17 protein-coding genes are annotated in these 19,308 nt (G+C 60.6%); 6 read left to right on the forward strand and 11 right to left on the reverse strand.

The features are described from left to right. Window positions 1-412: 412 nt before the first annotated feature. Entirely contained in the window at window positions 413-1,231 is an 819-nt protein-coding gene (locus HBN63_RS08035; RefSeq protein ID WP_170049041.1) for a hypothetical protein, read from the forward strand. Window positions 1,232-1,314: 83 nt separating this feature from the next. On the opposite strand, the gene HBN63_RS08040 is transcribed toward HBN63_RS08035, so the two are convergent. Then, a complete protein-coding gene (locus tag HBN63_RS08040; RefSeq protein WP_170049042.1) occupies window positions 1,315-1,752 on the reverse strand; it encodes a hypothetical protein in 438 nt (145 codons plus the stop codon). Window positions 1,753-1,839: 87 nt separating this feature from the next. Here HBN63_RS08040 and HBN63_RS08045 point away from each other — a divergent pair, with 87 nt between their 5' ends. Then, window positions 1,840-2,280: a universal stress protein gene (locus HBN63_RS08045; protein ID WP_090248071.1), complete on the forward strand. Its 441-nt coding sequence runs from the start codon at window positions 1,840-1,842 to the stop codon at window positions 2,278-2,280. A 30-nt stretch (window positions 2,281-2,310) separates the two neighbouring features. Here the strand turns inward: HBN63_RS08045 and HBN63_RS08050 are convergent, their stop codons facing one another. Both HBN63_RS08050 and HBN63_RS08055 read right to left on the reverse strand, forming a co-directional pair. Continuing rightward, window positions 2,311-2,997 (reverse strand): hypothetical protein, encoded by a 687-nt coding sequence (locus tag HBN63_RS08050; RefSeq protein ID WP_170049043.1) that lies wholly within the window; start codon window positions 2,995-2,997, stop codon window positions 2,311-2,313. Between the two features lie 58 nt (window positions 2,998-3,055). Continuing rightward, a complete protein-coding gene (locus HBN63_RS08055; RefSeq protein ID WP_160084945.1) occupies window positions 3,056-4,969 on the reverse strand; it encodes an ATP-binding cassette domain-containing protein in 1,914 nt (637 codons plus the stop codon). Between the two features lie 369 nt (window positions 4,970-5,338). On the opposite strand from HBN63_RS08055, the gene HBN63_RS08060 reads away from it, so the two are divergent. Further along, on the forward strand, window positions 5,339-7,264 hold the full coding sequence (locus HBN63_RS08060) for a transglycosylase SLT domain-containing protein (protein ID WP_170049044.1): 1,926 nt from the start codon (window positions 5,339-5,341) through the stop codon (window positions 7,262-7,264). Between the two features lie 48 nt (window positions 7,265-7,312). Here the strand turns inward: HBN63_RS08060 and HBN63_RS08065 are convergent, their stop codons facing one another. Continuing rightward, window positions 7,313-8,119 (reverse strand): MOSC domain-containing protein, encoded by an 807-nt coding sequence (locus HBN63_RS08065; RefSeq protein ID WP_170049045.1) that lies wholly within the window; start codon window positions 8,117-8,119, stop codon window positions 7,313-7,315. Here HBN63_RS08065 and HBN63_RS08070 point away from each other — a divergent pair. Then, window positions 8,118-8,597, forward strand: a complete 480-nt coding sequence (locus HBN63_RS08070; RefSeq protein ID WP_170049046.1) for a DUF1499 domain-containing protein — start codon at window positions 8,118-8,120, stop codon at window positions 8,595-8,597. The genes HBN63_RS08065 and HBN63_RS08070 overlap by 2 nt on opposite strands. A gap of 37 nt (window positions 8,598-8,634) precedes the next feature. Here the strand turns inward: HBN63_RS08070 and HBN63_RS08075 are convergent, their stop codons facing one another. Both HBN63_RS08075 and yegS read right to left on the reverse strand, forming a co-directional pair. Next, window positions 8,635-9,570, reverse strand: coding sequence for a chemotaxis protein CheV (locus HBN63_RS08075; RefSeq protein WP_090248080.1), 936 nt, complete (start codon window positions 9,568-9,570; stop codon window positions 8,635-8,637). A 153-nt stretch (window positions 9,571-9,723) separates the two neighbouring features. After that, on the reverse strand, window positions 9,724-10,620 hold the full coding sequence (gene yegS / locus HBN63_RS08080; protein WP_170049047.1) for a lipid kinase YegS: 897 nt from the start codon (window positions 10,618-10,620) through the stop codon (window positions 9,724-9,726). Window positions 10,621-10,829: 209 nt separating this feature from the next. On the opposite strand from yegS, the gene HBN63_RS08085 reads away from it, so the two are divergent. Beyond that, the gene (locus HBN63_RS08085; protein ID WP_170049048.1) at window positions 10,830-11,528 is read left to right on the forward strand and encodes a pirin family protein; all 699 of its coding nucleotides are present in this window, start codon (window positions 10,830-10,832) and stop codon (window positions 11,526-11,528) included. Between the two features lie 52 nt (window positions 11,529-11,580). Here HBN63_RS08085 and HBN63_RS08090 read toward each other — a convergent pair whose 3' ends face one another. From HBN63_RS08090 to HBN63_RS08100, 3 genes are read right to left on the reverse strand one after another with little or no spacing between them, the layout of a single operon-like run. Next, window positions 11,581-13,140 (reverse strand): FGGY-family carbohydrate kinase, encoded by a 1,560-nt coding sequence (locus HBN63_RS08090; protein WP_170049049.1) that lies wholly within the window; start codon window positions 13,138-13,140, stop codon window positions 11,581-11,583. After that, window positions 13,137-14,744 (reverse strand): glycerol-3-phosphate dehydrogenase/oxidase, encoded by a 1,608-nt coding sequence (locus HBN63_RS08095; protein ID WP_170049050.1) that lies wholly within the window; start codon window positions 14,742-14,744, stop codon window positions 13,137-13,139. The genes HBN63_RS08090 and HBN63_RS08095 overlap by 4 nt, the downstream gene beginning before the upstream one ends. A 2-nt stretch (window positions 14,745-14,746) precedes the next feature. After that, the gene (locus HBN63_RS08100) at window positions 14,747-16,342 is read right to left on the reverse strand and encodes an FAD-binding oxidoreductase (RefSeq protein ID WP_170049051.1); all 1,596 of its coding nucleotides are present in this window, start codon (window positions 16,340-16,342) and stop codon (window positions 14,747-14,749) included. Window positions 16,343-16,467: 125 nt separating this feature from the next. Here HBN63_RS08100 and HBN63_RS08105 point away from each other — a divergent pair, with 125 nt between their 5' ends. Further along, entirely contained in the window at window positions 16,468-17,490 is a 1,023-nt protein-coding gene (locus tag HBN63_RS08105; RefSeq protein WP_090248088.1) for an AraC family transcriptional regulator, read from the forward strand. A 58-nt stretch (window positions 17,491-17,548) separates the two neighbouring features. Here HBN63_RS08105 and glp read toward each other — a convergent pair whose 3' ends face one another. Together glp and moaB are read right to left on the reverse strand one after the other, a co-directional pair. After that, complete coding sequence (gene glp, locus HBN63_RS08110; RefSeq protein WP_170049052.1) at window positions 17,549-18,763, reverse strand: gephyrin-like molybdotransferase Glp; 1,215 nt, start codon at window positions 18,761-18,763, stop codon at window positions 17,549-17,551. Further along, on the reverse strand, window positions 18,760-19,299 hold the full coding sequence (gene moaB, locus HBN63_RS08115) for a molybdenum cofactor biosynthesis protein B (RefSeq protein ID WP_090248092.1): 540 nt from the start codon (window positions 19,297-19,299) through the stop codon (window positions 18,760-18,762). The genes glp and moaB overlap by 4 nt, the downstream gene beginning before the upstream one ends. Window positions 19,300-19,308 lie beyond the last annotated feature (9 nt).

A 19,308-nucleotide genomic window follows, 5' to 3' on the forward strand; every position in this document is an offset into this window, starting at 1 on the left:
TAGCCGTCTCAGAGTAGCCCCAATCAGCCTGGCACACCCACCGACGCGATAATCGGGCTGTAAAGGCGGTGCCTTTGAAGGCAAACGCTCAATTCATACGCCCGTTTGATTTGGGTGTGCACACCTTCAAGGAAAAGCCCCTACTTGTCAATTGGCCTGTAGTGACTGCACGGGCGTACAAAAAATTACGTTCCAGCATCTGCCGACGCACAGATTACTCTGCAGCGAAAACGCCGCTATCCGCAGCGATATGCCGGCAGTTCTCCAACTATGCGAACAGAAGTGTGATCCAGCGCATACCTAGCAAAATGATTTAGCTGCAGGTACAGTCGTCTCAATACGGCCGTTTTAGACCGCCCGTAGCCAAAACAAAAACAATTAGAGCCCAATCAAGGGCGCACGGAGTTTCCCCATGTCGAGCCGCATGCTTGCCATTGCTTTGAGCACCCTGCTCGCAATCACCCTCCCCCTTTTCAGCGCCGCAACCCAGGCTGCAGATGCCGCCACCAGCTTGCTGAAATTGCACCAGATACGCCTGGCTGCGCAAAAATCGCTTGGTGACTTTTACATGTTTAACGGCATGGAAGGCGATCAACGCTACGCACGCATGATCAACGACTCGCTGAGCGAAGTGAACAACCATATGACGGCGCTGGCCGACATGCCAGGTGAAGGCTCAAAAGCACTGCGCTCGCAGCTCGACCAGCAGTGGAAGGGTTACCAAATTGATCTCGACAACCTGATCAACGCACTGAAAAGCCAAGGCTATACCGACCTGCAGCCGGTGGCTGACCTGGCGGGTCGCAACCAGCAATTGATGGCTCTCAGCCAAGAGCTGTACACCAAGATCCAGCAGGAAGGCAGCTACAGCGTGCCGACACTGACCCAACGCAGCCGCGAGCAAAGCATTCTGATGCAGGGCATTGCAGTGGATTACGCCTCACGCAGCGCCTCTGTGGGCGCTACCTTTATGGGCGGCGGCGATGCACGACCGATTGAGGAGCTGGTCAGTGAGTTCGCCAGCAAGATGGCGGCACTGGAGAAGGACCCAAAGAACACACCGCAGCTCAAGCAATCCTGGGAAAGTGTGGCCACCAAATGGCGCTATATTGAAAAGTCGCTGATCAACTACAACGAGAACAGCGTGCCATTTCTGGTTAACAAGTACTCCAACACCATCATTCAAGGCATTGAGCAGATTTCCGGCCAGTACGCGGCCGCCAACCTCTAATTACGACCGCCGCCATACGCATTCGTTTTACCGGCCTGCCTGGCCGTACTCCGCCCCAGTGTTCGCACTGGGCCTTCTTTTATTCAGGCTTTGGCCTGGAGAAACGCGACAATTGCCTCCAGCGCCTCGCCAGCACCCCGCTCTCCCCAGCAGACCGACAGCATCTGATCGGTCGCCTCAACCTTGAACGCATCCGCCGGCAAGGTCTGCAATTGCGCCAGCAGGGCTTGATCGGCACAAGGTTCGCGCCATTTATTCACCCACCGCCCCGGCTCCATCTGCCAGTAGCACCAACTATCAACTTGGCCGCGCTTGCGCGCCCGGTGGTATTGCGGGCAGGCGTGCGGCGGCTGACGCAAAAGCCAATGCGGCCATTCCTGGCGCGACAACTGCATTGCCACGCCCATACGCCGCGCCTGCAGACGCACATCCATCTGCCCACGCTGATGGCGCGAGGGCACCAGCCAGGCCAGCGGGCTGAGCAAAAAAGCCAGGAGCAAAAGCAAAAACCAGGGACTCATATCGTTATCTCACCGGCAAAAGCCTGTCATCAGCGCTCAGGACGGCCATACTAAAAGCATTGATCCACTTGCAAGGAGAGTTACCCCATGCCCTACCAGCACATTCTGGTCGCCGTCGACCTGACCGAGGAATGCGACCCGGTGATGCACCGCGCGCTGAAACTGGCCGCCAGCAGCGGGGCCGCATTGTCTGTGGTGCATATCGTCGAGCCCATGGCCATGGCCTTTGGTGGCGATGTACCAATGGACCTATCGATGCTGCAACAGCAACAGTTCGACCAGGCCCGCGAGCGCCTGGACAAATTTTCCGGCAAGTATCCCGACTTGAGCGCCGAGCATCGCCATCTGGCCTACGGCCAACCGCGCCAGGAAATTCATCGCCTGGCGGAAGAACAGCAATGCGACCTGATCGTCGTCGGCAGCCACGGCCGTCATGGTCTGGCGTTGCTACTGGGCTCGACGGCCAATGACGTACTGCACGGCGCACCTTGCGATGTACTGGCCGTACGCCTGAAAAAAGCCGAATAAAGCGAGCGATGGGTGAATAACGCGGCTGCGTTATTCACCGCTATCGGGTGAGCTCATGACCAATGGGCGAATCTTCTGCAGCTGGGTTTCCAGCGAATAGGTCATGCTCGAGGCCATGGAGAAGAAGGTGAGGAACGCCTTGAGGTTGGAATCACCCTCGCAGGTGGCATGAATACGCTGCCAGAACGCCTGATTCACCAGCTGCAACTGCTGGAACATCCGCACCAGCCCTTTCAACTCCCAATCCGCAGCACGTCCTTCACGCAGGTTGAAATACTGCTGCGTCAGGTACAACGACACCGTGCGCAAAATGAACTCTTGGCTATTGGCAAACGGCAGATGGTGTTGCGCCATGGGCTTGAGCTTACCCAGCACTGGACAGGCACTGGTGGCCATGATCACCCCGAGCAGTGCACGCAAGCCCTCTTCCAACCCCACCTGCTTGTTGTACTCGCGTTCGGGCGTGCGTACCCACACCGCTACTTTCTTGAACGCCGGCAGCCCTTGGAAATCCTCGATAACCCGATGCAGGTCAACAGCAGCAGGACAGTGACTGAAGTTATCCTTACTCAAGGGGCAGTTACTGCACTGCTGATACTCCAGGCGTGTCCAGGCTGGTGCGCTTTGCGCAACCTCTACTTCATAGACTCGGTTCAGCTCGATCCTATAGCTGAACTGATGATTGTCGTCGAGAGTGATGCGGTACTCGATGGCCATGACTGTCTCCGCCAGAAGTCTCAAAATCCTGTTTGAGCACGTTTCCTAATACGGTGGGTTAGCCTTCCAGCTCAGCCCAACGCTCGACCAATTGCTCCAGTTCCAGCTGCACGGCCTGCAGCTTCGCCAACACTTCGGCGGTTTTTTCTGCCGGCTGCTGATAGAAGCTCGGCGAGCCGATCTGCTCCTGCAAGCTGGCAACCTGGCCTTCCAGCAGATCAATCTGCCCTGGGATGGCTTCGAGCTCGCGCTGCAGCTTATAGCTGAGTTTTTTCTTGCTCACCTCGGCCACAACAGGCTCCGCCGCAACGGGTGCCGGGACCACTGCTGAGGCTAGTTCAGGCTTACCGGCTTTACTCTCTCCGACGCCAAGCAAGCGCGGCGAACCGCCCTGCCGCAGCCAGTCCTGATAGCCACCCACGTATTCGCGCACCAGCCCTTCACCCTCAAACACCAGGGTGCTGGTTACCACGTTGTCGAGAAAGGCCCGATCGTGACTGACCATCAGCACGGTGCCTGGGAAGGTCAGCAACACTTCCTCAAGCAACTCCAGGGTTTCCACATCGAGGTCGTTGGTCGGTTCGTCCAGCACCAGCAAGTTGGCCGGTTTGCTGAACAGCTTGGCGAGCAAGAGACGTGCCCGCTCACCACCGGACAACGCTTTGACCGGCGTGCGCGCACGCTGCGGGCTGAACAAGAAGTCGCCCAGGTAGCTCAGTACATGGCGGTTCTGCCCGTCGATCTCGATAAAGTCGCGGCCTTCGGCGACGTTGTCGATCACGGTCTTTTCCAGGTCAAGCTGGTGACGCAATTGGTCAAAATAAGCCACATCAATGCGCGTGCCTTCGGCCACTTCACCGCTGGTGGGCTGCAAGCCGCCGAGCATCAGCTTGAGCAAAGTGGTTTTACCGGTGCCGTTGGCGCCGAGCAGACCGATGCGGTCGCCGCGCTGCAGCACCATGGAAAAGTCCTTGATCAGGAACGGACCACCTGGATGCGCAAAACTGACGTTTTCCAGCACCATCACCTGCTTGCCGGATTTCTCGGCGGTTTCCAGCTGGATATTGGCCTTGCCGGTGCGCTCACGGCGCTCGCTGCGCTCTACGCGCAGTGCTTTGAGGGCGCGTACACGGCCTTCGTTACGGGTGCGGCGGGCCTTGATGCCTTGGCGAATCCACACCTCTTCCTGGGCCAGGCGCTTGTCGAACAGCGCGTTGGCCGTCTCTTCAGCGGCCAATGCGGCTTCCTTGTGCACCAGAAAGCTCGCGTAGTCGCCGTTCCAATCGATCAGGCCGCCACGGTCCAATTCAAGGATGCGTGTAGCCAGGTTCTGTAGGAAAGAACGGTCGTGGGTGATAAACAGGACTGCGCCCTGGAAATCTGCCAAGGCTTCTTCCAGCCAGGCAATCGCGCCGATATCCAGGTGGTTGGTTGGCTCATCGAGCAGCAGCAGATCGGGCTCGGAGACCAACGCTTGAGCCAGCAGGACGCGGCGACGCCAGCCGCCAGAGAGCTCGGCCAGCGTCTTGTCAGCCGGCAGCTGCAAGCGGCTCAAGGTGCTATCGACCAGTTGCTGCAAGCGCCAGCCGTCACGGGCTTCGAGGTCTTGCTGCACATGCATCAACTTGTCCAGATCGGCTTCGGTGACACAGTTCTGCGCCAGGTGGTGGTACTGCGCAAGTAACTCGCCCACGCCGTCCAGACCCTGAGCGACCACATCAAATACGGTGCGATCGTCAGCCACCGGCAATTCCTGCGGTAACTCACCAATTTTCAGCCCGGGTGCACGCCAAACAGCGCCGTCATCCGCCTTCTGGTCGCCCTTTACCAGCTTCATCATGCTCGACTTGCCGGTGCCGTTGCGGCCGATGATGCACACCCGCTCGCCACGGGCGATCTGCCAAGACACCTTGTCCAAGAGCGGCATTGCGCCGTAAGCCAGGGAAATATCGGTGAACTTGAGCAGGGTCATGGCACGCCTCAACAAAAAACGACGGGTGAAAGCCGGTTTAACCGCAACCGAGCAACGGGCTTCGTTGCATCCAGGGCACAGCGGCAACCTGAAACACCCAAAAAATCATCTATGGCTGCCGGAAGCACCCACAAAACAGGGCGCGCATTCTAACCGAGAAGCGCATCGACCAAGCAGGCAATTTCAACGGTGCACGCAGTAAATTCCGCTGCGATTCCTGGCGCACCTGGCGCCAAGCCCTCTAGCACGCTTGCCCAGGCTAAAACAGCGGTGAGCGTCATCAATTACGCGTTGAAACGCATTGCACCTTCACCGCCCATAGGCAAACGACTAAGCTAGGGCCATACGCACTATTTGCCTGGAAGTGTCATGCGCGGTCCCCTGTTCAGCTTGCTGTCCTGCCTGTTGGTTTCCACCTTGAGCGTCTCTGCAGCGCAGGCCGCTACCCTGACGCAACAACGTCAATATTACGATCAAGCCAAAGCTGCACTGGCCAAAGGCGACAAAGGCCCTTACCAGCGCTATGCCAGTGCTCTACATGATTACCCGCTGGAGCCTTACCTGGCGTATGACGAGCTGACCGCCCGGCTGAAGTGGGCCAGCAATGACGAAATCGAGAAATTCCTCGCCGAACATGGCGATCTGCCGCAAATCAGCTGGATGAAGCTGCGCTGGCTGCGCTGGCTGGCTGAACGTGGCGAGTGGCAAACCTTCATTAATTACTACGACCCGAAGCTCAATTTCACTGAGCTTGACTGCCTGTATGGCCAGTACCAGCTGAGCCACGGCATGCGCGCCGAAGGCAACGCCACCGCCGAGAAACTCTGGCTGGTGGGCAAATCACAGCCCAACGCCTGCGACCCGCTGTTCGCAATGTGGGCCGCAGAAGGCCAACTCACCGATCAGAAGCGTTGGCAGCGCGCCAAGCTGGCAGCCGAAGCGCGTAACTACGGCCTGGTCACCCACCTGATCAAGACGATGCCAACCTTGGGCAACCAGGGCCAGCGCCTGCTAGAAGTGGCGCAGAAGCCTGAGTTGCTGAAGCAGACCTCGCGCTTTACCCAGACCGACCCGGCCATGGCCGATGTAGTAGGCCTCGGCCTGCGCCGCCTGGCCCGCCAGGACCCGGAAAGCGCACTCAAGCTGCTCGATGGCTACGCCCAACGGATGAAGTTCTCCAGCGACGAGCAGGTGGCTATTGCCCGCGAAATCGGCCTGACTCTGGCCAAGCGCTTCGACTCCCGCGCTCTACAGGTCATGGCCAAGTACGACCCCGAGCTGCGTGATAACACCGTCAGCGAATGGCGCGCCCGCCTACTGCTGCGCCTGGGCCGCTGGGATGAGGCCAACCAGCTGACGCGCCGGATGCCTGCGGAACTGGGTAACACCAACCGCTGGCGTTACTGGCAGGCGCGCAGCCTGCAACTGGCGCAGCCCAACAGCCAAGAACCGAAAGCGCTGTACCAGGCACTGGCCAAGGAACGAGACTTCTACGGCTTTATGGCCGCCGACCAGGTGCAGGCGCCCTATCAACTGAACAATAAGCCACTGACCCTGAGCCCACAGACCATCCAGAAGGTGCGTAATTCGGCAGCGATTCGCCGTGCCCTGGAGTTCCACGCCCGTGGTCAGGTCGCCGATGGCCGCCGCGAGTGGTACAACGTCAGCCGCTTATTCAGCCGCGATGAGATGGTTGCCCAGGCGCGCCTGGCCTATGAGATGGGCTGGTACTTCCCGGCCATCCGCACCATCAGCCAGGCACAGTATTGGGACGATTTGGACGTACGCTTCCCCATGGCGCACCGCGAACACCTGGTGCGTGAAGCGAAAAACCGCGACATCCATTCCAGCTGGGTATTTGCCGTCACCCGCCAGGAAAGCGCCTTTATGGCCGATGCCAAATCCCATGTCGGCGCCATGGGTTTGATGCAGCTGATGCCCGCCACCGCCAAGGAAACCGCCAAACGTTTTGGCATTCCGCTGTCATCGCCACAGCTGGCCTACCGTCCGGAAGTCAATATCCAACTGGGTGCGGCCTATTTGAGCCAGATCTACGGCCAGTTCAACGGCAACCGCGTTCTCGCCTCTGCGGCCTACAACGCCGGCCCAGGGCGCGTGCGCCAGTGGCTGCGCGGCGCGGATCATCTGTCGTATGACGTGTGGATCGAGAACATCCCGTTTGATGAAACCCGCCAGTACGTACAGAACGTGCTGTCCTACTCGGTGATCTACGGCGAGAAGCTCAACGCACCGCAGCCACTGGTAGCCTGGCACGAGCGTTACTTCGACCAGTAACAGCTTAATAGGCACGCTCAACTGCAACGGTTGAGCGTGCAGCGCTGTTTACTCCAATACCTGCACCGGCATATCCAGACGCAGCTGCCCTTCGCCACAGGCGATCAGGTTCTGCCCGAAATACACCTCGCCTTCACGCTCACGGTAGGTTTTCAGGGTAGCCAGCGGTTCGCGATCGGCGCTGCGCTCGCCCGTCTGCGGGTCGAGGGTGGTCATGATGCAGCGCGAGCAGCCCTTGACCACCCGAAACTCCAGCTCACCAATACGGATGCGCTTCCAACTGTCTTCGGCATAGGGCTCACTGCCACTGACCACCAGGTTCGGGCGAAAACGCAGCATCGGCAACGGTCGACCGACGCGCGCCGAGAGGTCATCCAACGACGCCTGACCGATCAGTAGTAGAGGAAAGCCATCGGCAAACGCCACCTTGTCGCCCGCCTCGGCATACGCCGTATCGACCTGCCGCGCCCGCGGTTCTGAGACCTGAACCAGGCGGCAGGCACGGCCAAGCAATTGGCTAAGCCAATGCGCCGCCTGATCACCGGCATCGGGCACTTGCAAGCTGTCGCGCCAGATGGTCACACCGCGCAGCAGCGCACTGTCATCCGGCACCGCTACCTGCAGATCAGCCATGCCCGGTGCACTCAGTTGCAGGTGCGTGCTACCCAGCCAGCGCGCCTGCAACTGAGTCATCTGCGCCAGCAGGCGTTGCGTAAGGAAGCGCCCGGATTCAGCATCGACTACCATCCAGCGACGATCACCCTGTACGCCCAAAGCGTCCAACATCGTTTCGCGCAGGGCTTCGCCCGCCGCCGACTTCAGTGGATAACGGTACAACCCGGAGAGATGCAACATGAGTCCAGCTTCCGTTTGGCAAAACGCACTTATACGAGCAACCCGACGTACCTACAAGCCTGCTTTGGCCCTGCCGCTACTGGTGTTGCTAAGCGCTTGCAGCGGTACTGCGCCGGATAACCTGGGCATCCATGATGGACAACTGAGCGCCTGCCCAGACTCACCGAACTGCGTAAACAGCCAGGCCAGCGATGCGCGACATGCCATTGAACCGCTGCCACTGCAAGGTACCGCCGCAGAAACCCAGGCACGCCTCAAGGCGCTACTCAGTGCAGAGCCACGCGTGAGCGTGGTGGAGGAGGCTCCGGGGTATTTGCGCGCCGAATTCAGCAGCAAGCTGATGCGCTTTGTCGATGATGTGGAATTTATGATCGGTGCGGCCGGAGTGGATGTGCGCTCGGCATCGCGCCTGGGCTACGCGGATTTCGACGTTAACCGCGAGCGCATTGAACACCTGCGCCAGCGGCTAAGCGAATAAACAGAAGGTGCATGCCAGCCTGACGCCCGCGTCAGGCTTATTCCTCGGGGTGCAACAGGGCCAAACGCTGGTGCACCACATCCACCAATTTGTCCGGCTGAAACTTGGAGAGGAAGTTGTCGCAGCCGACCTTCTTAACCATGGCCTCGTTGAAACTGCCTGACAACGAGGTGTGCAACACCACGTACAAGTCCTTGAGACGTGAATCGTTGCGAATTTCGGTGGTCAGGCGGTAGCCGTCCATCTCCGGCATTTCCGCATCGGTGATCACCATCAGCAGCTTTTCATGCACATCGACGCCGGCATCAGCCCAGCTCTTCAGCAGGTTAAGGGCACGCAAGCCATCGCTGGCGGCATGGCAACGGATATCCAATTGCGCCATGGTGCCCTTGAGCTGGCTCATGGCCACGTTGGAGTCATCCACCAGCAGCACTTCGCGTCCTTTGGCATGCTCCAGTAACGGATCGGCGAGCTTTTCCGGGGAGACCTTGGTGCTCATCGGGCTAATTTCCGCCAAGACTTTTTCCACGTCGATCACTTCGACGATCTGGTCTTCAACCTTGGTGATGGCGGTCAGGTAATGCTGACGCCCGGCGCCACCGGGTGGCGGCAGGATGGATTCCCAATTGAGGTTGAGGATGCGTTCAACCCCACCGACCAGAAAAGCCTGCACCGAGCGGTTGTACTCAGTGACGATAATGGTGCTGCGCTCATCCGGCACAATCGGGCGCATGCCGATGGCCTGGGACAGATCGATCACTGGCAACGTCTGCCCACGCAGGTTGACCACCCCACAGACAAAACGATGGCGCTGCGGCATCAGGGTCAGCTTGGGCATTTGCAGGACTTCCTGCACCTTGAAGACGTTGATCGCAAACAGTTGCCGACCCGCCAGGCGGAACATGAGAATTTCCAAGCGGTTCTCACCCACCAGCTGGGTGCGTTGGTTCACTGAGTCGAGAATGCCGGCCATCATGCGCTCCTGTTCACTTATCGATCTAGCCTAGCTCAAATAGCCATACCCAGGTGTATCGGCCATCTGCCGTGCATCTGAAGGCAGATGGCGCAGCGCCATCATGCGATAAGCGCGGCGAGTAGGCCAGTCAGGCGGCAGAAGCCGCTCGACTTATTCAACCAGCAGCGGCGAGTCTTCCGGCAAATGCACACGTAACGCCTTCGGCCTGGCCGCGAACCGCAGTTTGCGGCTTTCCATCGGCTCACCGTCAAGGTTGAGATCCAGGCCTTCGGGGGCTTCGACTTCCAGCCAAGGCAGCCGTGCGCTGAGGGCTACACTCTGCAGGCCATTGATTCCGCCAGACAGCAGCGTACCGAGGGTGCCTACCACATCCGCTGCCGCCGGCACGATGCAGACATCCAACAAACCATCGTTGACTCGCGCCTGCGGGCATAGCACATGCCCACCGCCGGCCTGCCGACCATTGCCGATGCCGAGTGCGAGAAACTCGCCTTCCCACTGAAAATCCGGTCCGGTAAAGCGGCCAAACGACGATTGCACTTCGGCAAAACGGGTCAAGCCCGTCAAAAAATAAGCCGCACCGCCGAGCATGCGTTTGAGGTCTTCAGACGTGTTGGCGGTGACGTTAGAGCCAAAACCGCCCGTGGCCATATTCAGGAACACCTGACCATCCACTTCGCCCAGATCGATCGGCTGCGCCGGTATATCCAACAAGCTCAACGCAGCCAGTGGCTCGAGCGGAATACCGGCCGCACGCGCAAAATCATTGGCTGTACCCAACGGCAACAGCGCCAGACTGGCCTTGGTTTTTGCCAACGCCATAGCTTCAGCCACGTCACGCAGAGTGCCATCACCACCGCCGGCAATAAGGGTTGGGTAGCCCGCCTGCAACGCCTCGTTGACCAGACGCTGTGCATCGCCACCCTCCCAGGTGACCCGCACATCCACTTGCCAGCCCTCTTCACGACGCGCCTGCACCGCAGCGCGCACCTCGGCATTGAGAGCTTGCTTACCATGCAGAATCAGCAGCGCTTTACGTTCTTGCATTCACAGCATCCTTTCACGTTTCAACACAAAGATTCAGCAACAGGGCATGAGGTTGCACCAGCCGGCTGGTGACGAAATAAACATCAGCTAAATAGATTATTAAGCTCAATATTTACGCATTTTTAATCGTATTGATTTATTGGATCATCCTTACATCGCCAATGAACACCGCCGCTGAAAGCCGGTGCTCCTTAAATGAGGATATGCAGATGATCGACGTACGCCCCTTCGCCGAGCTCGGCGGTGCCCATCACGGTTGGCTGAATGCCCGCCATCATTTTTCCTTTGCCGAATACTATGACCCGGCGCGCATGAGCTGGGGACCACTGCGGGTCTGGAACGATGATGAAATCGCGCCGCACACCGGCTTTCCGACCCATCCGCACCGCGATATGGAAATCATCACCTATGTACGCCAAGGGGCCATCACCCACAAGGACAACTTGGGTAACCATGGCCGTACCGAAGCCGGTGATGTGCAAGTGATGAGCGCCGGCACCGGGATTGCCCACAGCGAATACAACCTGGAAGACACCACCACCAAGATCTTCCAGATCTGGATTCAACCCAACCAGTCGGGCCTACCGCCGTCCTGGGGCGCCAAGCCGTTCCCCAAAGGTGAGCGCGCCGGCACCTTCGTCACCCTGGCCAGCGGCTTTGCCGAAGATCAGGATGCCCTGTCGATCCGTACCAATGCGCGGATGGCCGCAGCCACCCTGCAAGCCGGGCAGAGCACCGAGTATCCGATTGGTGCTTCTCGCAAGGCTTATCTGGTGGCCGCCAGCGGCAGCATTGAAGTCAACGGCGTCAGCGCCCAGGCTCGTGATGGTGTGGCAGTCAGCGATGTAGAAGTGATCCGCGTAACGGCCATCGAAGACAGCGAAATCATCCTGGTGGATGTGGCATAACCAGCAGAGATGGCTTAGCGGCGCAGCAGAACCTGTGCGCCGCTAAGCGGCTTTACGCCGGATACCCAGTAATCTTGCGAATGGTCTGATACAGCGGCTTCAGCTGCTTGTACATGCGCTGATAAACCTGGGTGTACAACTGCTGATAGGTGCGCTGCGCCTCTGGATTGGGTGTGAACACATCACCGACCCGGGTCATGGCTTTGATCGCTGCTGGGTAATCTGGGTGCAGACCCAGCCCCACCGCGCAATTGATCGCCGCACCCAGGCCGCTGGTTTCATACAGATGCGGACGCTCGGCAGGCAGGCCGAAGATATCGGCCGTCAGCTGCATCGCCGCATCGCTCTGTGAACCACCACCAGAAACGCGTAGGCGGGTGATGCGCGTGCCCGAACGCTTCTCGATCTTCTCCTTGCCCTGGCGCAGGGCATAAGCCAAGCCTTCAAGAATTGCCCGGTAGATGTGCGCGCGGGTGTGCACGTCGCCAAAGCCGATGATCGAGCCTTTGGCCTCCAGCCCCGGTTCGCGGATGCCCGGTGACCAGTAGGGTTGCAGCATCAGGCCCATGGAGCCAGCCGGCACGCTGTTGACCAACTCATCGAACAGCGCCTCAGGCTCTACGCCCAACTCCTTGGCCCGCTGCATCTCACGCAGGCCAAACTCCTGCTTGAACCAACTGACCATCCAGAAACCGCGATAAATCATCACCTCGGTGTTGAAGTGATCGGGAATCGCCGACGGGTATGGCGGGATCAGCGGAATGGTTTCCAGGTAATTACTGCGCGTGGTGTTGATGGTCGCCGTAGTGCCATAGGACAGGCACGCCGTGCTCGGCTCCACGCCACCGGCGCCGAGCACCTCACAGGCCTTGTCGGCACCCGCTGCAATCAGCGGCAGGCCTTCAGGAATCCCGGTATGCCGGCTGGCCGCCGCCGTGATATGGCCAAGCAACTCGCCCGGCTTGCGTAATTCCGACAACTGCTCACGGCGCACCGGCATGGCCTGCCATTTCCAGTCGCCGGGTTTGGCCCACTGCAGGCGTTTGTAGTCGAATGGCAGATAAGCCACGCAACTGGTCAGCGAGTCGACAAACTGGCCGCACAGCCGGTGAGTAAGAAACCCTGAAAGCAGCAGCACCTTGTACGTCTTGGCCCAGATGTCCGGCTGGTTCTGGACGATCCAGTTAACCTCGGCCTGGGCGCGGAAGTAATCCACCGTGGCTTGCACCCCAGCGATCTTGAACAGCCACCCCCAAGGCCCGGTGATCCGCCCTTCGACCTTGGCCTGACGCTGATCGAGCCATAGCATCGCGGGTCTCAGCGGTTGGCCTTGCGAGTCAACATTGATCAGGGTGCCACGCTGGGTGGTGAGTGACACACCCTTGATCAGGCTACGGTCGATATCCACTTGCTGCCACAGCTGTGCGCAGGCTTCACCGAGACTGGCCCAGTAGTATTCCGGATCCTGCTCGGCCCAGCCGGGTTGCTTGGAGTAATAAGCCTCAAGCTCCACCTTGCCCTTGGCGAGCAGATTGCCCTGAAGATCAAACAACAGCGCCCGAATGCTCTGGGTGCCATTGTCGATGGCCAGCAGATAACTTTTCTCGCTCAAGACGCCGTCCTTCCTCGTGATCCATCTTCCGCCGGCAGGCTGTAGCAGCGCTGCCAGAGTTGCCGATACGCCTGTTCTTCCTCTTGCCAGCGCGCGTCGTCCCACCCCAGGCGGGCCTGACACAGCACACGGATTCGCGGCAGTTCGGCCGCCGCGCCGCACGCCAACAACAGGCCCAAACGGGTGCGGCGCAGCAGCAGATCATCCAGGTGCAGCACCAGCTCCTGTTCGGCCGCCCAGGCCAGTTCGGCCCACAGCGTATCCGTGCCGGCCACCTGCTCGACACCCAGTTCATCGAGCAACGCCAGTACTCGCGGCAGCGCCCGACCATAACGACCAACCAGGCGCTTCTGCTGAGCCGGGCTTAACTGCGGCATCGGCTGCTGCGGTACGACAGCAAAGGTCGCAGCGCCCTGATCATCCAGCGTACGGCCAACCATCGGCGCGCAAGCCTGCAGCACTTCCAGCGCCAACAGGCGGAAAGTGGTCAGCTTGCCGCCGGCCAGGGTCACGCAACCGGGCTCAACCCACAGCGCATGTTCGCGTTTTTCATCCGAAGGTTTGCGCCCTTCACTGCCATCCGTGACCACCGGGCGCACCCCGGCCCAGGTCGACAGCACATCCGCCGCGTTGATCGCGGCAGCAGGAAACTGCTGGCCACAGGCGGCCAGCAGGTAGTCCACTTCATCCGGGCTGATTCGCGCTTCTTCGGCCAATGGTGCCAGGTGATCCAGGTCGGTGGTGCCAATCACCGTCGCGCCTTCCCAGGGGAAGACAAACACCGGGCGCTTGTCCGCCGCATGCATAAAGCTAAACGCATGTGCCACGGGAAGGCGCCAGGCCGGCACCAGCAGGTGGCTGCCGCGCAGCGGACGGATATGCTCCAGCCCGGTTTTCTGCCGCAGCTGATCGGCCCAAGCACCTGTGGCCTGCGCCACCGCGCGGGTCTTGAAGCGATACTGCTGGCCGCTTTCGCTGTCTTCGGCGAGCAGGCCAGTGACACGCCCATCTTCGCGCCGTAACTCGACCACGCGCATGCCATTGAGCGCTTCGCCGCCGTCGGCACGGGCCTCACCCAGCACGCGCTGTACCAGGCGCGCATCATCGGTGACCGCATCAAAGAAGCGCGTACCACCGAGCAGGCCGTCTTCTTTCAGACCTGGGGCCAGATAACGCAGTTGCTGCAACGGGTAGTACAGGTGATTGCGCTTGCCGGCCAGGGCGTCGTACACCGCCAGCAGCCCGCCGAACACTCGCGGGCCGGGAAAGCCGCCCTGGTAATGCGCCATGATAAAACTCAAGGGGTCGACCAACCCCGGCGCTTCCTGCAGCAAGCGCTCGCGCTCGCGCACCGAATCGCGGGTCAGGCCGAACTGGCCCTTGGCGATATAGCGCAATCCCCCATGCACCATCTTCGAGGAGCGGCTGGAGGTGCCCCAGGCAAAGTCGCGCTGCTCCAGCAGCAGGCATTTCCAACCGCGCCGCGCCGCTTCACGCAGAATCCCGGCACCGCTGATGCCGCCGCCGACGACGATCAGGTCCCAGTCGCGTGCAGCCAGCTCAGGCAGTGCCTGTTCACGCCAGACGGCGTTCCACTGGCTCATCATCAATCCTGCAGCAACACGCCAGGTGCCAGGCGCTGTTCAGGGTCAAAATGCCCAGCCAGCGCCTTGAGCGTGGCCATACCCAGCTCGCCCTTCTCCACCGGCAGGTAAGGCGCATGATCGCGGCCGACACCGTGCTGATGACTGATGGTGCCGCGGTTCTCAGCGATGGTCAGGCTGGCGGCATGCTTGAGCTTCTGCCAGCGCGCCATGGCCTCGGCGTAGTTCGCACCTGGGCGGAATACATAAGTGGTGTAGATGCTCGAGCCTTCGTTGTAGACGTGGGAAAGGTGGGTAAACACATGCACCTGCTCGCCCTCTTCACTCAGGCCAGTGCGCAGGCTGGTTTCGACCTTGTTCAGCAGGTTGTCGACATTGCTCCAGTCGGTGGCGGTTTCCAGGGTGTCCACCGCATAGCCAGCGGCCCACAGGCCGTGGCGCAAGTAGGGGAAACGGAAGCGGTTTTCTGCCCATTTCTTGCCCAGCAAGGTGCCGGTAAATACGCCACCAAAGCTCTTCAGCAACTTCTTCGCCTGCTTCAGCGAGGCGGCATTCTGCGTACGGCTGCCGGTAACGCCGAAGGTCAGCATGCACTTGCCCTCGCGGGCGCCGCGCAGGGCCAGGTATTTCTCCAACCAGCCGATTTGCTGCGGATGGCCGGCCAGGGCCAGCTGGGTTTTGGTTTCAATGGCGTTGGACAGACGCAGCATCGACAGCGGCACACGCGCCTGGGCCAGGCTGCGAATGGCGCTCAGCGCTTGCTGCCAGTTAGGCAAAAATACCGCGTAGAAATTTTCCTGCTCGGCCAGGCGGGTGATGCGTACCTTGACCTCGGAGATGATGCCGAAGCGCCCTTCCGAACCCATGAGGATTTCGCGCAGATCAGGCCCCGCGGCAGAGGCCGGGAAAGTCGGAATCTCCAGGGTGCCGGCGAAGGTCTCGACCTTACCGCCGGCAAACAATTGCTCAATGCGCCCGTAGCGCAGCGATTGCTGCCCGCTGGAACGGCTGGCGACCCAGCCACCCAAAGTCGACAGCTCCCACGACTGCGGAAAATGACCCAAGGTGTAGCCCTGCGCACGCAGCTGGCTTTCCACTTGCGGACCATTGGCGCCAGGGCCGAAGGTGGCAATCAGGCTGTCGTGGTCGATCTCGATCAGCTTACTCATGCGCGCCAGCGACAGGGTCAGCACCGGTTTGTTGCTGGCCTGTGGGTTGATATGACCGGCCACCGAGGTGCCACCGCCGTAAGGAATGACGATCAGGTCGTGCTGGCTGGCCCAGGCCAGCAACTCGCGGACCTGCGCAGCGCTTTCCGGGTAGGCCACGCCATCGGGAAACACGCCAAAATCGCCGGAACGCATCGCCAGCCAGTCCGGCAGGCTCTGGCCGCGGGCGTGACGCACGCGGTCTTCGGCATTCAGGCAAATCAGCGGATGGGCCTGCAGACGCGAGGCCGGCACCTGCGCCAGAACCTGCTCCAGGCTGGCATCGGCCAGCAACTGACCCGAGCCGACCAGTTCGGCAAGAAAAGCCTCGCCATGGGCCGGCAGTTCCACCACTGTTGCGTCATCACCCCAGCCGTTCCAACGTCGCATCTGTATCTCCCGGATATTTCAGTCACCCTCGATGGCTGCCTATACTAGCTGGCCTTTTCAAGGCGTCACTGTCGTATCGAGCCAGGCGATATCGCCAATCAAGACATTCAGAATAAGAACAGTTCATGGAAAACCTCGGTTATACCTCTGTCCCTTCCCTGCTCAAGTACCTGCGCCACGCCGAGCAATTGGGCCTGGATATCGACCAAGCGTTGGCGGCCGCCGGCATCAAAACCGAGGACCTGGCCGACAACAGCAAACGCATCCCCAGTGAAACCCATGAGCGCCTGCTCGATCACTTGCTCAAGGTGTCGGCTGACCCGCTGTTTGGCCTGCACTGCGCGCGCTTTGTGCAGCCGGGTTCGTGGAGCGTGCTGGGCTATATCACCATGAACTGTGCAACCCTCGGTGAGGCCATGAGCCGCATCGTGCCTTACGAGAAACTGGTGGGGGACATGGGTGTCAGCCGGGTCGAGGCCGGCGCAGATCACGTTCGCCTGATCTGGACATGTCGCCATCAGGCTGAGCCGATCCGCCGGCACATGGTGGAAAACGTACTGGCTTCGTGGTTGCTGTATGCGCGCTGGATCTCCGACTCAGATAGCTCGCCACGGGAGGTGTGGTTTGAGCACGCCCTGCCCGAGGGCGCCGATAGTGCCGAGTACCAGACGATTTTCGGCTGCCCTATCCGCTTCGAGCAAAGCTGCAATGCGCTGATCGTGCCGCTGGAATATCTCGCCGTGCCGCTGCGCCAAGCCGACGCCAACCTGCTGCGCACCCTGGAAGAACACGCCCTGACCTTGATGGCCGGGCTGGACGACAATGAGCCACTGCCGCAGCGGGTAAAAAACGCCCTGCGCCTGCTGCTCAAGGATGGCCTGCCACGTAAGGAACGCGTGGCGGAGAAATTCAACATGACGGTGCGCACCCTGCAGCGTCATCTGCAACTGGCCGGCACCAGCTATCAGCAGATTCTCGATGAACTGCGCCAGGAACTGGCCGAGCATTACCTGCTGCGCAGCGACCTAGCGATTCAGGATATCGCCAGCTATCTGGGGTTTACCGAGTCGCGCTCGTTCCACCGCAGCTTCAAGACCTGGACCGGGCAGACCCCAGGCGAATTTCGCGAGAGCCGGCGCAATAGCTGACTACCTTGGTGGATAGGTGAAGCGCCATCCACCACAAGGAGGCAGCAACTACGCGGGCCTAACCGAGGATCTCGCTGAGCGGAATAAACCTCAGGCTGTCGCCCTCGGCTAGCGTGGTGCCCTCCAGCACTTCTGCAAAACCCTCAGCCCAGGCAGCGCTGCGTAACACCCCGGAGCTTTGATTTGGATAAGGCACCACGCGTCCGTTTTCCAGACGCGCGCGCAGGTATTCGCGGCGATTGCCCGGCTTGCTCCAGGTGAAACCCGCCGGCATCGGAAAGCCCAGCGGTTCGACCCGCTGCACACCTAATCGGCGCAGCAGATAAGGCCGCGCGAGCAGGCCGAAAGTCACCAGGGTCGAGGCCGGATTTCCCGGCAGGCCGATCACCGGTACGCCGCGAAACTGCCCGCAGGTCAGCGGTTTTCCCGGTTTAATTGCCAACTTCCACAGCGCCAGCTCGCCATCTTCGCGCAGGGCCATGCCAAGGAAATCCGCCTCGCCCACCGACACACCGCCGGTGGAAAGAATCAGGTCAACATCACTCAACGCAGCTAGCGCTGCGCGGGTCTGCTCCAGGTCATCGAGCAGAATGCCACCATCCACAACTTCGCAGCCCAGTCGCTGCAGCCAAGCGATCAGCACGCGGCGATTGCTGTTGTAGATTTGCCCGGGCCCAAGCGGCTGACCCGGTTCGACCAGCTCATCCCCCGTGGACAGCACCGCCACCCGAGGTCGGCGGCGCACATTCAATTCAGCGCAACCCAAGGACGCCGCCAAACCCAGCTCAATCGGACCTAGACGCGTGCCGGCGGGTAGAACGCTATCGCCAACACGGGTTTCCTGGCCCTGGGCCCGCACGTTCTGCCCGAGCTTGAGCGGCTCGCTAAAGGCGACGCGGCCATCCTCGCCGAGCACGGCGTTTTCCTGCATTTCCACAGTATCAGCGCCGGCTGGCAGCGGCGCGCCGGTAAAAATCCGCGCACAGGTGCCGGGCAGCAACGGCTGCGGTGCACTGCCGGCCTGAATGCGTTGGCTGACGACCAGCGGCTCGCCATTCCAATCGGCCAAGCGCAGGGCGTACCCGTCCATGGCGCTGTTGTCCCAGGGCGGCAGATCTAACTCGGCCAGCAATGGCTCGGCCAATACCCGGCCTGCGGCATCGCTCAGCTTGACCCGCTCGCATTCAACAATCGCGCTGGCCTCGGCCTGCCCCAGCAACCGCGCCAGCGCCGCCTCAACGGGCATCAATCCCGGCTTGTCACAGCAGCTCATCCACGGCTCTCGCAGGCGGCCACCGATTTGAGGTGCGGAACGAAATTGCATGGGCGGTGGCGGTTATCCAGCTGCTCACCCAGGATGCCATCCCAGGCAGTACGGCAGGCATTGGTCGAGCCCGGCAGGCAGCACACCAGGGTGCCATTGGCCAGGCCTGCCAGAGCGCGGGACTGAATGGTGGAGGTGCCGATATCCGGCACAGAAATCTGCCGGAACAGCTCACCAAAACCATCGACCTGTTTATCCAGCAAACAGCTCACCGCTTCCGGGGTGCTGTCGCGGCCGGTGAAGCCGGTACCGCCGGTAATCAGCACCACCTGCACCTGATCCTCGGCAATCCAGGTGGCGACCTGGGCGCGAATCTTGTACAGATCGTCTTTGAGCAAAACCCGGGCGGCGAGCTGATGGCCGGCGGCCTGCAGGCGGTCGACAAACAGTTGGCCGGAGGTGTCAGTTTCCAGGCTGCGGGTGTCGCTGACGGTCAACACCGCGATATTCAAGGGCACGAAATGTGCCTCGGCCTTGTGGTTCATGGCAGGCTT

Origin of the sequence: Pseudomonas sp. WS 5011, from assembly GCF_012985775.1 — a bacterium.
GTDB classification, from domain to species: domain Bacteria; phylum Pseudomonadota; class Gammaproteobacteria; order Pseudomonadales; family Pseudomonadaceae; genus Aquipseudomonas; species Aquipseudomonas peli.

Coding starts and splice junctions, on each gene's coding strand:
- HBN63_RS08035 (WP_170049041.1), top strand. CDS start 413: ATGTCGAGCCGCATGCTTGCCATTGCTTTGAGCACCCTGCTCGCAATC.
- HBN63_RS08040 (WP_170049042.1), bottom strand. CDS start 1,752: ATGAGTCCCTGGTTTTTGCTTTTGCTCCTGGCTTTTTTGCTCAGCCCG.
- HBN63_RS08045 (WP_090248071.1), top strand. CDS start 1,840: ATGCCCTACCAGCACATTCTGGTCGCCGTCGACCTGACCGAGGAATGC.
- HBN63_RS08050 (WP_170049043.1), bottom strand. CDS start 2,997: ATGGCCATCGAGTACCGCATCACTCTCGACGACAATCATCAGTTCAGC.
- HBN63_RS08055 (WP_160084945.1), bottom strand. CDS start 4,969: ATGACCCTGCTCAAGTTCACCGATATTTCCCTGGCTTACGGCGCAATG.
- HBN63_RS08060 (WP_170049044.1), top strand. CDS start 5,339: ATGCGCGGTCCCCTGTTCAGCTTGCTGTCCTGCCTGTTGGTTTCCACC.
- HBN63_RS08070 (WP_170049046.1), top strand. CDS start 8,118: ATGAGTCCAGCTTCCGTTTGGCAAAACGCACTTATACGAGCAACCCGA.
- HBN63_RS08065 (WP_170049045.1), bottom strand. CDS start 8,119: ATGTTGCATCTCTCCGGGTTGTACCGTTATCCACTGAAGTCGGCGGCG.
- HBN63_RS08075 (WP_090248080.1), bottom strand. CDS start 9,570: ATGGCCGGCATTCTCGACTCAGTGAACCAACGCACCCAGCTGGTGGGT.
- yegS (WP_170049047.1), bottom strand. CDS start 10,620: ATGCAAGAACGTAAAGCGCTGCTGATTCTGCATGGTAAGCAAGCTCTC.
- HBN63_RS08085 (WP_170049048.1), top strand. CDS start 10,830: ATGATCGACGTACGCCCCTTCGCCGAGCTCGGCGGTGCCCATCACGGT.
- HBN63_RS08095 (WP_170049050.1), bottom strand. CDS start 14,744: ATGAGCCAGTGGAACGCCGTCTGGCGTGAACAGGCACTGCCTGAGCTG.
- HBN63_RS08100 (WP_170049051.1), bottom strand. CDS start 16,342: ATGCGACGTTGGAACGGCTGGGGTGATGACGCAACAGTGGTGGAACTG.
- HBN63_RS08105 (WP_090248088.1), top strand. CDS start 16,468: ATGGAAAACCTCGGTTATACCTCTGTCCCTTCCCTGCTCAAGTACCTG.
- glp (WP_170049052.1), bottom strand. CDS start 18,763: ATGAGCTGCTGTGACAAGCCGGGATTGATGCCCGTTGAGGCGGCGCTG.
- moaB (WP_090248092.1), bottom strand. CDS start 19,299: ATGAACCACAAGGCCGAGGCACATTTCGTGCCCTTGAATATCGCGGTG.